The sequence below is a fragment of the Brevibacterium limosum genome (assembly GCF_011617705.1).
GTDB classification, from domain to species: Bacteria; Actinomycetota; Actinomycetes; order Actinomycetales; family Brevibacteriaceae; genus Brevibacterium; species Brevibacterium limosum.
This window is the reverse complement of sequence record NZ_CP050154.1, coordinates 3,989,401-4,002,406: the sequence shown is the minus strand read 5'-3', so window position 1 is coordinate 4,002,406 and position 13,006 is coordinate 3,989,401. Positions and strand designations below refer to the sequence as shown.

Annotated in this window: 13 protein-coding genes and 1 pseudogene; 6 read left to right on the top strand and 8 right to left on the bottom strand. The window is 64.7% G+C overall.

The features are described from left to right. Positions 1–28: 28 nt before the first annotated feature. Complete coding sequence (locus tag GUY37_RS19295; protein WP_228278500.1) at positions 29–322, bottom strand: hypothetical protein; 294 nt, start codon at positions 320–322, stop codon at positions 29–31. Between the two features lie 128 nt (positions 323–450). Here GUY37_RS19295 and GUY37_RS19290 point away from each other — a divergent pair, with 128 nt between their 5' ends. Continuing rightward, positions 451–675 (top strand): hypothetical protein, encoded by a 225-nt coding sequence (locus GUY37_RS19290; RefSeq protein WP_228278499.1) that lies wholly within the window; start codon positions 451–453, stop codon positions 673–675. Between the two features lie 5 nt (positions 676–680). Here the strand turns inward: GUY37_RS19290 and GUY37_RS19285 are convergent. The 6 genes and pseudogenes from GUY37_RS19285 to GUY37_RS17835 all read right to left on the bottom strand — a co-directional run. Beyond that, positions 681–1,076 (bottom strand): annotated as a pseudogene (locus GUY37_RS19285) (alcohol dehydrogenase catalytic domain-containing protein); the annotation flags it as partial. Positions 1,077–1,099: 23 nt separating this feature from the next. Continuing rightward, on the bottom strand, positions 1,100–1,792 hold the full coding sequence (locus GUY37_RS17855; RefSeq protein ID WP_166828500.1) for a phosphonatase-like hydrolase: 693 nt from the start codon (positions 1,790–1,792) through the stop codon (positions 1,100–1,102). A 67-nt stretch (positions 1,793–1,859) separates the two neighbouring features. Beyond that, entirely contained in the window at positions 1,860–3,539 is a 1,680-nt protein-coding gene (phnE, locus tag GUY37_RS17850) for a phosphonate ABC transporter, permease protein PhnE (protein WP_166828498.1), read from the bottom strand. Then, positions 3,536–4,441, bottom strand: a complete 906-nt coding sequence (phnC, locus tag GUY37_RS17845) for a phosphonate ABC transporter ATP-binding protein (protein ID WP_166828496.1) — start codon at positions 4,439–4,441, stop codon at positions 3,536–3,538. The genes phnE and phnC overlap by 4 nt, the downstream gene beginning before the upstream one ends. 2 nt (positions 4,442–4,443) lie before the next feature. Further along, positions 4,444–5,406 carry a phosphate/phosphite/phosphonate ABC transporter substrate-binding protein gene (locus GUY37_RS17840; RefSeq protein WP_166829967.1) on the bottom strand — a complete coding sequence of 321 codons (963 nt, stop codon included), beginning with the start codon at positions 5,404–5,406 and terminating at the stop codon, positions 4,444–4,446. Positions 5,407–5,558: 152 nt separating this feature from the next. Then, positions 5,559–6,674, bottom strand: a complete 1,116-nt coding sequence (locus GUY37_RS17835) for a TIGR03364 family FAD-dependent oxidoreductase (RefSeq protein ID WP_166828494.1) — start codon at positions 6,672–6,674, stop codon at positions 5,559–5,561. A 203-nt stretch (positions 6,675–6,877) separates the two neighbouring features. On the opposite strand from GUY37_RS17835, the gene GUY37_RS17830 reads away from it, so the two are divergent. Beyond that, positions 6,878–7,642 (top strand): GntR family transcriptional regulator, encoded by a 765-nt coding sequence (locus tag GUY37_RS17830; RefSeq protein WP_166828492.1) that lies wholly within the window; start codon positions 6,878–6,880, stop codon positions 7,640–7,642. A gap of 84 nt (positions 7,643–7,726) precedes the next feature. On the opposite strand, the gene GUY37_RS17825 is transcribed toward GUY37_RS17830, so the two are convergent. Continuing rightward, positions 7,727–8,521, bottom strand: a complete 795-nt coding sequence (locus tag GUY37_RS17825; RefSeq protein WP_166828490.1) for an IclR family transcriptional regulator — start codon at positions 8,519–8,521, stop codon at positions 7,727–7,729. Between the two features lie 212 nt (positions 8,522–8,733). Between GUY37_RS17825 and GUY37_RS17820 the strand changes: the two genes are divergently transcribed. The 4 genes from GUY37_RS17820 (at position 8,734) to GUY37_RS17805 (ending at position 12,862) form a co-directional block, all read left to right on the top strand. Continuing rightward, positions 8,734–9,831, top strand: a complete 1,098-nt coding sequence (locus tag GUY37_RS17820; RefSeq protein WP_166828487.1) for an aromatic ring-hydroxylating dioxygenase subunit alpha — start codon at positions 8,734–8,736, stop codon at positions 9,829–9,831. Then, positions 9,828–10,313, top strand: coding sequence for a hypothetical protein (locus GUY37_RS17815; RefSeq protein WP_166828485.1), 486 nt, complete (start codon positions 9,828–9,830; stop codon positions 10,311–10,313). The genes GUY37_RS17820 and GUY37_RS17815 overlap by 4 nt, the downstream gene beginning before the upstream one ends. Beyond that, positions 10,310–11,299, top strand: a complete 990-nt coding sequence (locus GUY37_RS17810) for a PDR/VanB family oxidoreductase (protein ID WP_166828483.1) — start codon at positions 10,310–10,312, stop codon at positions 11,297–11,299. The genes GUY37_RS17815 and GUY37_RS17810 overlap by 4 nt, the downstream gene beginning before the upstream one ends. 78 nt (positions 11,300–11,377) lie before the next feature. Next, entirely contained in the window at positions 11,378–12,862 is a 1,485-nt protein-coding gene (locus tag GUY37_RS17805) for a sodium:solute symporter family protein (RefSeq protein ID WP_166828480.1), read from the top strand. The last annotated feature ends 144 nt before the right edge of the window (positions 12,863–13,006 follow it).

The window sequence follows — 13,006 nt, the reverse complement described above, 5'->3', positions numbered from 1 at the left end:
AGGTTGCTGGGCCGCCGTCACATAGTAGTTAGGGGGTGGTGATTGTGCGGAGGGCCCTTGTTGGGTGAGCGAACTCCTGCGGCAGATCCGTTAAAGGGATCGGGCCGCCTAGGATGTCCTTCCACGGCAGAGTGGCCCCGTCGGCTGCCAGGAACTCCACGGCCTCGACCAAGTGGTGGGGTTCGAAATTGTGGACTCCGGTGATCGTCCGCCATCCGCGCACCATCTGCTCGGGATCGATCGACACCTGCGGCCCCGGCGTCACGCTGCCGGCGAGCACGACGGTCCCGCCGACGCCCAGTGAGCCGATGCACGAACGCACTCCCGCCTCGGCGCCGGAGAGTTCGAGCGCGACGTCGATATCGCACAGTTCCGTTCCCGGTTCGATCGTCTCCGTCGCCCCCCGCGCGGTCGGCCAAAGAGCGGCGGTCCGGGTGCGGATCGGCGGCGATGACCTCGGCAGCCCCGCGTGCCAGAGCGGCCCCGACCGCGGTCAACCCGAGCATTCCGATGCCGTTGACGAACACCCGTCGTCCCCGCAGGTCACCGGCTGCTTCGCACATCGCCATCACCGTGGCCACGGCGCACCCCGCGGTCGCCGCCACGCCGTCGGGCAGCGAGTCCGGCACCGGGACCACCGCCACCCCGGCGGGCAGGTGGATATGGCTGGCGTAGGTGCCCGACAGCGCCCAATCCGACTCGGCCGATTCATGGCCGACCTTGCGCACCGAGCTGCATTTCGCGCTCAGCCCGCGTCGACAGTTCCGGCATTCCCCGCACACCGAGGTGACCGAGAAGACCACGCGCGTGCCGACGGGCACATCCCCGCGCGTCTCCTCGACGATGCCGACGCCTTCGTGACCGAGCACCGAGGGACACGCCCCTGGCCGACGTCCGCTGACGGTGTGCCGATCGGACCCGCACACCGTGGCCGCAGTCAGCCGGATGAGGCTCTCGCCCGGTGCCAACTGCGGCCGGTCGAACGTGCGGAGCTCGAAATCCGAGCCTCCGGTCCACACCTGGGCAAACGGCTGAGCGGTCACGTGGCCACGACCGGCCGTCTCGGTGCCTGTCATCGTCGAATCGGGGACGGTCGATTTCACTTCGCGACCACCGCAGCTTCCTGCTCGGCCAGGACAGCGGGCAGGTCCGCCACCGAATCGAGGACGAGGTGCGCGCCCTCGGCCGCGAAATCCTCCCGACTCAGGTGCCCGGTGAGCACTCCCACGGCCGTGACCTCGGCGTTGAGCGCCGATTCGATATCCGCCGAGGTGTCTCCCACGCTGACGACGGCAGCGCGGTCGGTGACTCCGACCGTGTCCATGACCTTGTTGATCAGGTCCGGCGCCGGACGTCCGGCAGGCACTTCGTCGCCGGTGACCGCGACGTCGAAGGTCTCACCCGGCGCCCACCCCATGGTGGAGAAGATGAGGTCGGCGATCTCGCGGGAGAATCCGGTGGTCAGTCCCACCTCGATCCCACGGTCCCGCAGCGTCGACAGGGCCTCCTCGATTCCGGGCAACGGTCGCGGAGGATTCTTGGTGTAGGTCTCGCGCAGTTCGGCTCGGAACCACTGCCAGGCCCGCTCGTGGACCTCCTCGGTGACCTCGATTCCGCCGAGGCGGAGCAGATTTTCGATCGCCCAGTGCTTCTCCGTGCCCATCCACTTCTGGAAGACCTCATCGGAGTAGTCCGTGCCCTCACGTTCGGTGGCCTCGCGCAGCACGCGGTAGACCTCGTCGCGTTCATCGATGGTGGTTCCGGCCATGTCGAAGACGGCAAGTTCAGTCATGTCGATTCTCTTTCTCTTGCGGTGGTGCCCGCGTAAGTCCGCGGACAGAATTGGGTGGGTACGAGACTCAGCGCACGGCTCGGCGCAGCCACATGGACAGGGCCTCGACGAGGAGGACGACGGCGACCATGAGGATGAGCACCATCGTCACGACATCGAACTGGTTGACCCGCGAGGCGTTGAGCAGCAGGAATCCGATGCCTCCGGCGCCGACGACGCCGAGCAGCGTGGCCGAGCGGATGTTCGTGTCGAGCAGGTACATGATGTGGGCGACGAACGCCGGCGCCGCCTGCCGCAGGGTGGCGGAGAAGAACACCTGCGCCTCGCCGGCTCCGGTGGCCCGCACCGCCTCCTGGACCTGAAGGTCCGTCTCCTCGATGGAGTCGGCGATGAGCTTCGAGAGCAGGCCGATCGCACCGATGGACAGTGCCAGAGTTCCGGCCACCTCGCCGAGTCCGGAGATGACGACGAAGATGATCGCGAGGATGAGCTCGGGGATGCCGCGGACGACGACGATGAGGACGCGGAACGTCTTGTGCACCGCCCGGTTCGCCACGACATTGCGGGCGGCGAGGACGCCGATGGGCACCGCGAGGATCACCCCGATGAACGTCGCCGCCAGCGAGATCTGGATGGTGACGAGCAGCTGCTCGACGAGGTTGGTAAGCGTCCCGCCGGTCGACGGCGGGAAGAACAGGCTCACGGTCCGCGGGAGGTCGAGCAAACCCGCGGCCAGAGCCGACCATGACACGTCCACCCGCCACAGAGCGGCGATCGTGAGGACGATGAGCACCGCCGCCGAGGCGAAACGACGGAACCGTGCCACGCTCCACGGTGGGGTGAGCGTGAGATCGCCGACCCCGGTTCCCCGACCCCGGTTGAACATCCGGTCGACCCAGGTGCCGCCGGTGATCTTCGCCCCCGTCGAGGCCATGAGCGCGGCTCGGATGGATCCGGAGACGAGTTCGATGACGATGCACAGGACGAGCACGATGACCGCCAGTGCCATCCCGCGCTGGTAGTCCAGGGTGCGCAGGGAGTCCGCGATGGCCAGCCCGATTCCGCCGACGCCGACATAGCCGAGCAGCACCGAGGTGCGCAGATTGATGTCGAAGCGGTGCAGAGCCGTGGCGATGAGCTGCGGCATAAGTGTCTGAGGGATCGCGGTGAGGATCTGCTGTGAGCGGCTGCCGCCGAGGGCCTCGATCGATTCGCGGGGTCCGTCGTCGAGCTCTTCGATGGCATCGGCGTAGAGCTTGCCGATCATCCCCACCGAATGGATGCCCATGGCGATGATGCCGGCCGTGGCGCCGAGTCCGAACATCCGCAGGAACACGATGGCGAGCACGAGGTCGGGAATCGCTCTGGCGAGGACGATGAGGGTGCGCGCCGTCCACTGCGAACCGCGACCCATCCGGGTGGGACGAGCGGCGAAGAGAGCGACGGGGATCGAAAGCACGACGGACAGCAGAGTCGCCAGGAACACGATCGCCAAGGTCTCGACGACAAGAGAGACTGTCTCACCGAAGGCCGGGAAGTCGAGCGGGACGATGCGGGAGAAGAACCCCACGGCATTGTCGAACGACGAGGCGATCGTGGCTATATCGATGCCGAGAGACCACACCGACCAGGCGCCGGCGACGGCGAGGCCGATGAGCACGATGACGGCGACGGCGGAATTCCCCGACGGGCGGTGACGCTGCGGTTCGACGACGGCGGGAGCCTCTCGGTCGAATACGAGACTCATCGGGTGGCTCCCACCCGGGCAGCCGCCTCGGCGCGGGTTTTCGCGATGTGCGATTCGGCGGTGCTGTCGCCCGCCTCGGTGTCGGTGTCCAATCCGGACACGCTCGAGTAGATCTGGGAGGCCTCCTCGGCGCTGAGCCCGGCGGTCTCACGGTCGAGCACGACCCGGCCGGTGCGCAGACCGATGATCCGATCGGCGAAATCAATGGCCAGCTGCACCTGGTGCAGGGAGGCGACGACGGTCAGCTCATCCTCGGCGGAGATCTGGCGCAGCAGGTCGATGACGTCGCGCGCGGAGACCGGGTCGAGGGAGGCGACCGGCTCATCGGCGAGCAGCACCTTCGGGTGCTGCATGAGTGCGCGGGCGATCGCGACCCGCTGCTGCTGACCGCCGGACAGCGTGTCGGCGCGCTGGTAGGCCCGGTCGGCCAGGCCGACGCGATCGAGTTTCTCGAGAGCCTCCCGGCGGATGGCCTTCGGGTACATCATCAGGGTGATGCGCGGTCCGCGCAGCGATCCCAGCGCCCCGGCGCAGACGTTCTCGAGCACGGACATCGGTCCGACGAGATTGAAGGACTGGAAGATGACGCCGATGTCGCGGCGCACGGCCCTCAGTTCCGATCCGCGCAACCGGTCCATGTCCTCACCGAGGACGCGCACCCGCCCCGAGGTGGGAGTGTGCAGTCCGTTGATATGGCGCAGCAGGGTGGATTTGCCCGAGCCGGAGAGGCCGAGGAGGACGCTGATTCCGCCGGTGCGGAACCCGAGGGTGACGTCGTCGAGGCCGAGCACTCCGCTGCCGAAGTCCTTCGTCACATGGTCGAGCTGGACGGAATAGATGGAGTCGATCTCCCTTTGGAGTTCGGGCGTGGTCGGGCGGGATGTGAGGTGTGATTCAGTCATTGTCATCCTTCTCTGCCGATGTTCTTGCAGGCGTCGGCCCGGGTGGCGTCGCAGATGTCGCGGATCGAATCGAAGTTCGAATCGGAGACTTCCTTGTAGCCGTAGGTGATCTCCTCGGGCAGGACGCAGTCGTCCTCGGAGTCGCAGATTCCGGCCTCGACCATCGCCGGGACGTTGGCTTTCTCGCGCAGGATGTTGGTGATCTTCGCGGCCGTATCGGCGTCGAGGGAGTCGTTGTTCACCGCGATCGGGTCCTCAGTGATCGGGTCTGATTCCCAGATGGGTTCGAGGCTGCCCTTGTCGACCTGGCCGGACTTCTCGAGGGTCGTGAGCATGGCGTCGTGGGCGAAGGCGACATCGCAGTCACCGGAGTTCAGCGACAGCAGCGAGGCGTCGTGGCCGCCGGACATCACAGGCTCGAGATCCTTGTCGATGTCGATTCCCTCATCCTGGAGTCCCTTCATCGGCACGAGGTAGCCGGAGGTGGAGGCGGCATCGACGAAGCAGACCTTCTTGCCCTTGAGGTCCTTCATGTCTTTGACGTCGGAGCCCTTCTTCACATAGGCCAGTGAGGTGTAGGCGGGATCCTTGGCTTTGTCGTTCGTCGGTGCCGCGGCCGGTTCGATGTTGATGCCCGAGTCCTTGGCGATGACGTAGGCGAAGGGGCCGAACGACGCGGCGTCGATCTGGCCGGCACGCATGCCTTCGATGACGGCGGCGTAGTCCGAGGCGTTCTGGAACTCGACCTTCTTGCCGGTCTCTTCCTCGAGCAGCTTCGTGACGTTCTCGAACGAGGATTCCAACGTCGAGGAGGACTCGGCAGGCACGGCAGCGAAGGTGATCGTCTCGTCGCCGCCTCCTCCGGAGCTGCCGCAGGCGGCGAGCAGGGGCAGGGCGAGGAGACCGGCGGTGAAGGTCCGAGCCGTCTTGGAGCGGAGGAGGGGGGGGTCATGGTCATGGCGAATGGCCTTTCGGAGAGCAGTGCGGCAGAGGCGCTGAGGTGATCGTTCGCATTCATCGTGCCGAGATCACCGGCGAATGTCTATACAAGTTGGGGTAGTTCACCGACTGGCCATGACAACTTCATGATCGGTTCGGAGTCGGGGTGGGAGTCGCCTCAGATATCGGCAGTGCCGCCGGAGAGGATGAGATCGGCGATGCCGAATGACAGGGTCATGCCGATCCCCGAGGCGACGACGGCGACGGTGGTGCGCTCGTCCGGGCGTTCGAGGACGAGGTTCGTCGTCGGGCTGTCGGCGTACATCCCCAGCCATCGCTGCAGCACCGTGGGGCGATCGATGCCGAGCACCGAGGTGGCGCGATCGAGCAGCAGCGCGCCGATCCTCTCGTCGATGAACGGTTCCGGACTGCGGTCGTAGGCGTGCGAATCGCCGATGAGCAGGCCCTGCGGGATGTCGGTGACCATGAGGTTCGCGATGCAGGCGCGCAGCTCCGGTTCCCGTTCGTCGAGGTCGTGGCGCAACGCCTCGGCGCCGGGCATCGCCGCGAAGCCGTCGTAGCGGGCCAGCGATGTTCCGGTGAGCATCGCGAAGCCCGTCGGGAAGGTCTGCGGGGCCTCGATGAGTGTCATTACGAGCGAGCAGATGCGGATCTCGTAGGCTTCGGCGATCTCGGGGAAGAGGCTGGTCAGCTGATATCCGGGACAGACGACGACCTCCTCGGCGTGGAAGTCGCCGCGCGTCGTCGACACCGTGCCGTCGGCCACCTCGGTGACCTGGGTGCTCCAGGTGAACTCTACGCCCTGCTCGGCCAGCCAGGCGGCGATCCGCGGCGCCGCCTGTCGGGGGTCGACCCGCATGTCCAGCGGCAGATGGGCGCCGCCGACGGTCGCGAGTCCGGGGTTGCCGACCGCCTCGGCGATCGTTGCCGGATCGAGCAGTCGTGCCTGCTCGGGGCCGCGATGGGCGGCGAACTGCTCGAGGACGGTGAGTTCGGCCTCGGTCATCGCCGGGATGAAGGTTCCCGATTCGGCGGCCCAGAGTCCCATGGCGGCTGCGGCGTCGAGCCAGCCTTCGCGGGACTTCGCGGCGATCGGCTGTGCGGCATCGGATTGGCCGGTGAAGCAGGCGTGGCCGAAGTTCTGGATGGATGAGCCCACGGGGCGGTCGGAGCGGTCGATGATGCGGACGCTGCGGCCCTGTCGGTGGGCGAGGAATGCGGTGGCCAGGCCGAGGATGCCTGAGCCGGTGATGATGAGATCTGTTGTCGGCATTCCCTCATGTTCGTGCGGTCGTCGGATAAGATGAAGATATGTATGTACAAGTTTGATGTCTGTTCACCTGAATGTGACATTGCGACCCCAGCGAGCCACACCGAGTTCACCGAGGCGGCACGTCCGAGACCATGGATCGCCGGCACCTGTGCTGCCGAAGCTGTCCTCTGTGCCACCGAACGAGCACCGTCGAAGGAGAAGTCATGACCACCGGCCCGAGGCAAAGCACTCGTCAGCAGCATGACGAGATCGCGCACTACCTGCGCACGGCGATCCGCGAAGGCTCGTTCCAACCCGGCGACGAGCTGCCCTCCGAGGCGGAGCTGACGCGGAAGTTCTCCAGCTCTCGCGGTCCGGTGCGGCAGGCGATGTCCGCTCTGCGCGGGGAGGGGCTGATCTCCTCGGGGAGGGGGAGGCGCACGGTCGTGCTCGACAACGTCCTCACGCAGTCCTTCGACGATGTCATCTCCTTCTCCCAGTGGTGTCACGCCTCGGACATCGTTCCCGGTCAGATTACGCAGAGGGTGGCGCGCGAGCCGGCCGAGAAATCGCTCGCGGCGAGTCTTCGGATCTCCGAGGGAGCCCCCGTCGTCTCGGTGTTCCGGCTGCGGCTCATGGACGAGGTGCCGGCCATGGTCGAGCGGCTGAACTATCCGCTTGAGTTCGGTCGGCACGTGTTGGCTTTCGACACCGACTCCGGGTCGATCTATCAGGAGCTCATCGACCAGGGCGTCGACATCAACAGGGCCTCACGCACCATCGACGCGGTCGGAGCGAACGCGGACGACGCGGCACTCCTCGAGGTCCCGGAGGGCACCCCGCTGTTGCGAGTGCGCAGGCGAGCCTTCACCACAGTCAGTGACGTCATCGAATCCTCCGACGACCGGTACTTGCCGTGGAAGGCGAGCTTCACGATGAACTCGACCCGCGGAAACCCGAGTTCGATGTCTTTGATCTCCGGCGCCTGACTCCCATTTGCTACCCGACGGCGGCCCAGCAACGTGGCGCCAGGTTGCTGCGCCGCCGTCGGGTAGCACGGAAGGGCGAGGGCGCTATCGCGGCTGCCCGTAGATTCGTCTCGAAAGCTCATCTGCGGCGCTGTTGATCTCTGCAACCAGCTCCGGCCGGTCGCTGTCGGGCCAGCCTGTGCTCGTGAAAGTCACGGCGACCGCGGCGACCGGCCACCCCAGGTGGTCTTTCACCGGGACGGCGAGCGTCGTCAGCTCCGGAGTCACCTCTCCGTCTTCGAAGGCGTACCCGCGCTGCCGGGCTGCGTTGAGGACGACCTTGAGGTCGGCGTATGAGGTGACCGTGGGTTCACGGTCATTGCGGGAAGCGAAGGTCGACCCGGCCGGATACATTGCCCTCACCTGCGCCAGCGGCATCGCCGACATGATCGCCCGACCGCTGGCGGTCAGATGCGCCGGCAGCCGCACGCCGACCTCGGTGACCAAAGCCGGTCGGAATTTGGCTCGTTCCTCGACGACGTACACGACATCGCTGCCATTGAGCACGGCCAGGTGTGCGCTTTCGCCGATGGTATCGACAAGAGCAGCGAGGATCGGAGCGCCGAGGCGGGAGAGCGGTGCCTGCCGCGCATACGACGAACTCAGTTCGAACGCGGCGATCCCCAGGCCGTATTTGCGTTCTTCGAGCAGGTGGACGGCGAAGCCGTTCTCCACCAGCACCGACAGCAGGTGGTAGACGCTCGACCTCGGCAGATCGAGCGCTGTCGCGACGGACGCCGCGGAGACCGGAACGTGGCGAGCCGCCAACAGCGAGAGTATGCGCAGCGCATTGTGAGCGGCGGGAACCTTGTCACCGGGAGGAGGCGTGATGCGACTCAAGTCTTCCTCCTCCGTGAATCAACTCCGACGCACAAGCAAATGCCATGCAGTCGGATCAGCGTAGTGGGCGGTGCGGGTCGGGCGCGGCGACGATCGGGCAATGAGACCCGACCGGTGTCCGGAGTACCAGACATCGGAACATGAAACAGTGATGTGCGCTTGATCACAAACGGCTAGCTTGGGGGTGAGTACCGACACCGAAGGAGGCAGAAATGAGTACGCACGAAGAATGGGTTCACAACGCCTGGTATGTCGTCGCGTGGTCTGAAGAAGTCACTCAGAGCAAACCGCTGGGACGCAGCATCCTGGGGAAGTCTGTGGTGATGTTCCGCTCGCCGGAGGGACAGGCCGTGGTCATGGACAACCGCTGCGCCCACCGAGGCTTCCCCCTGTCGGAAGGTCGGACGACCGAACGGGGAATCCAGTGCGGCTACCACGGCTTCGAATACGACCACACCGGTGCCTGCGTGCACGTGCCCGGCCAATGGCGGATTCCGCCTGGGGGCCGACAGCGCATCTTCCCCACCGTGGAATCCCATCGCTGGGTCTGGGCCTGGTTCGGCGACCCGGAGGTGGCCGACCCATCGACAGTCCCTGATACGCATTGGATGGACGACCCCGAGTGGGATCGCGTCACACATACTCGGCTCATCGGCTGCAGCGCCGGATTGCTCAACGACAACCTCCTCGATCTCACCCACGAGTCCTTCCTCCATACCTCGACGATCGGCGATGACGCCGTCTTCGAGAACGGTGTGACCATCGAGGTCGAAGACAACATCGTCAACGTCGACAGATTCATGCCCGGGTGCTATCCCTCGCCCCTGTTCGCGCAGGTCACCAACGCCGAGGTGGTCGATCGTTGGCATACAACCGAATTCCAGCTGCCGGCCGTTCACATCATCCACGCCGGTGTCGTCGAACCCGGCGGGCGCCGCGAAGACGGATATCGGTTCGAAGTCCTCAACGCCATCACTCCGGCAGCACAAGGACAGTCATGGTACTTCTACGCCTTCTGCCGAAACTTCGAAGTGGGCAATGAGGAGATGAACGCGGTTCTGACGAAGAGCCAGGGAACCGTGTTGGACGAGGATGCCTGGGCTCTCGAACATCAGCAGGCAAGCCATGACGCTTCCGATGAGGACATTGATGACGTCCTCATCGCTCAGGACGCGGGGGTGGCCATGGCTCGCAGGGTGATGAATCACCTCCTCGACACCGAATGGACCGCACCGGAGCAGGACGGCTCGTCCGGTTCACAGCAGGCACCGCTGGCAGGTGCCGACACCACCCAGGTGCGTGCGCTGTGATGGTCATCATCCGCTCCTCGGCGATCGAGAAGGAAATCGAGCCATCCGGGAAGCTGAAGATCGCGGCGGCACCCGACAACGGACGGTCCAACGAGCCGTGGCAATGGCGATTGACCGTCGGCGACGAGCCGTCACGGGAATCGACGCTGAACGGACAGAGCCTGACACTGGAAGATCCGAAGTCCGGGAGTCAGAAGATCCTCGAACTCGCCTGCGAAAAGAAACTGGTCACCGGAACCATGCGGTCGGAGGTCCAGGACTCTCGATTCGAGCTCGGTCGTGAGGACGGCGAGCTGGTCGTTATCTACATGCACACCGGAGAGCTCGCCTTCGATCAGCACTGTCTCCGGCCGGGCGACGCGGCGATCCTGTCGGGAAACGAACACTACAGAGTCGACGCACGGCCGACAGACGGCCAGGCAGGCTTCGCTCTCATCCGCCTCGGCTCACTGGCGCACACTGGATTGGTCTGGATCCCATGACGAAACGCATCTACACGGCAGGCGTGTATGCCGAACGCGACATGATGCTCACGCTGCGAAGAAGGGACAGGATCGCCGAAGGAGTCCTGCAGCTCGAGTTCGTCCGGTCAGACGGCGGGCCAATGCCGCCCTGGGAGCCCGGTGCCCACATCGAGATCGACGTGGCCGACATCGGAATCCGTCATTACTCCCTCATCGGCGACCCCAAGGACCGCGAGAAGTGGCAGATCGCAGTTCGCCTGACCGGCGATGACGAGGCCCAGGCCTCACTCTACCTGCACCGGGAATCAGGCATCGGCGACGAGTTCCATGTCATCGCTCCGCGGAACAACTTCAATTTCGCTTCTCCGACGGAGGGCCAGAGACTTCACTTCATCGCCGGCGGCATCGGCATCACCCCGCTCCTGTCGATGATCGACTCGGCGGACGCCTCCGGCGTGGACTGGTCCCTGACCTATCTCGGGAGAACCCTGGAATCGATGCCCTTCAGGGAACGTCTCGCCCAATTCGGCGACCGCGTGCAGTTCGTTCCCAGCGCAGCTCGCCCCGAAGAGCTGCTCGAGTCCCTGCTGGCACAGGCGCCGGCAGAGGCACGCGTGTACACCTGTGGACCTGAAACGCTCATCGACGAAGTCGCCGACATCAGCACACGCAGGGGCCTGACTCATCGCAGCGAGCTCTTCGCCTATTCGGGCGGGAACGGACTCCGCGAGGATGACACGCCGTTTGAGCTCGTCTGTGCGTCCAGCAGCCTGACGGTCCCAGTCGGTGAATCAGAGACGATCATCGAGGCCTTGGGCCGTCACGGAATCCGAGCACGCACCTCGTGTCAGATGGGCGTCTGCGGCACATGTGAGACACGAGTCGTGGACGGAGTCCCCGACCACCGAGATTCTCTGCTCAGCGAAGAGGAGAAGAAACGAGGGGAATCAATGATGATCTGCGTCGGTCGAGCACTGAGCGACACACTCGTCGTCGATCTCTGAGACACGACGCATCACCGAACTGCACGGGTTCCGTGCCGCAACATCCAACCACAGCATTCACAACAAAGGAGTCGTGACATGTCACTGCGAACTTGGCTCATCGGCGGACTGATCCTCTACTTCGTCGTCCTTCTGTTCGTCGCCTTCGTCAACAACCGCAACAAGGACCGACGAGCCTACTTCCTCAACTCGAACAAGACTCCGTATTGGATTCTGGCAACCGCGTTCGTCGCTGCCTGGTTCGGCGGCAACTCGGCGCTCATCTCCGTCGATGAATCGTTCGCACAGGGCTTCGGCGGTTGGTGGGTCCTCGGCGGGCCGACGGTCGTTGCCGTCATTGTGATGTACTTCTTCGCCCGACCGATCAGACGGCTCGGTCTGCTGACTCAGAACGGCATCGTCACAAAACGCTACAACCAGACGGCAGGCAATATCCTCTCCGTGCTGTTCATCCTCTTCTTCATCACCTGGGCTGCCTCGCAGATGGTGGCGGTCGGGAACTTCCTCGCACCGTTCATCGACACGTCCTACCTCGTCGCAGTCGTCATCGCCGTCGCGATCTCACTGGTGTATTCGGCACTCGGCGGTTTCAGGGGTGTTGTGATGACCGAGATGATCCAGTTCTTCCTGCTCACCGCGGGCCTGCTGGTGACGATGATCGTCGCACTGGGGAACTCGGGCGGGCTCGACGCGATCACAAACTCGCCAGCAGCCAGCGATTCTCCTGACTACTTCAATCTCATCACCTCCTTCCCCGCGAACCTGGCCTATATTGTCGGGTTCTCTCTCGCGTTCATCATCGATGGTTCGATCTGGCAGCGCCTGTCGGCCAGTCGCAATCCGAACGAGGCGCGTAAGGCAACCGGTCTTGCGCTCATCATCTTCATCCCTCTGTTCGCGTTCGTCTCGATCACTGGTGTCGCGGCTGCCGGGATGTTCGACACGCTGCCTGAGAACGGCATCGTCACGACGATCATCACCGACCACCTGCCGACCAGCCTCGGGGCAGTCGTCTTCGTCGGCGTCGCTGCCGCGATCATGTCGACGATGTGCACGGCCCTTCACGCCTCCGCCCTCTACATGTCGGAACTCTACGAAAAATATGTGCAGCCGGACCTGAGCAATAAGGGAAGCGTGCGTGTCGGCATCGTCACGACGATCATCGCCTGTGCGCTCGGCTTCGTCGTTGCCATCAGGCTGCGGGACGCACTGGCGGTGCTGTCCATTGCCAGCAACATCCTCGCCGCCGGAGCATTCGTTCCCGTGATCGGAGGCTTCGTATGGCGCCGAGCCACATCGTCGGGAGCGATCGCCTGCATGATCGGCGGAGGCGGATTCGTGCTCTATGACTACATGGGCCGCCTCGGCCTTCCGTTGCCGACCTTCTGGCAGGAAGAGAGCACAGCGATCATCCTCGGCGTGGTCATCGGTCTTGTGCTCTACGTCGGAGTCTCCCTCGCCTCCAAGCCGCAGACGGACAAGCATGAGGCTTTCATCAGGAGCGCAGGAATCAAGGAAGAGCCTGGGGCGGCGGAAGTGGCAGAACCGGCAGTGGACGACTGACAGAGAAGTCGCAGCCAGAACCACCCACCCGAACTACCCGACGGCGCCCCAGCAACCGTTCGCCACGTTGCTGGGGCGCCGTCACGTTGTAGGTCTCACGTAGCAGTTGTCGCTGAGCAAGTGGAGGGTGAGGATGGTCTCCTT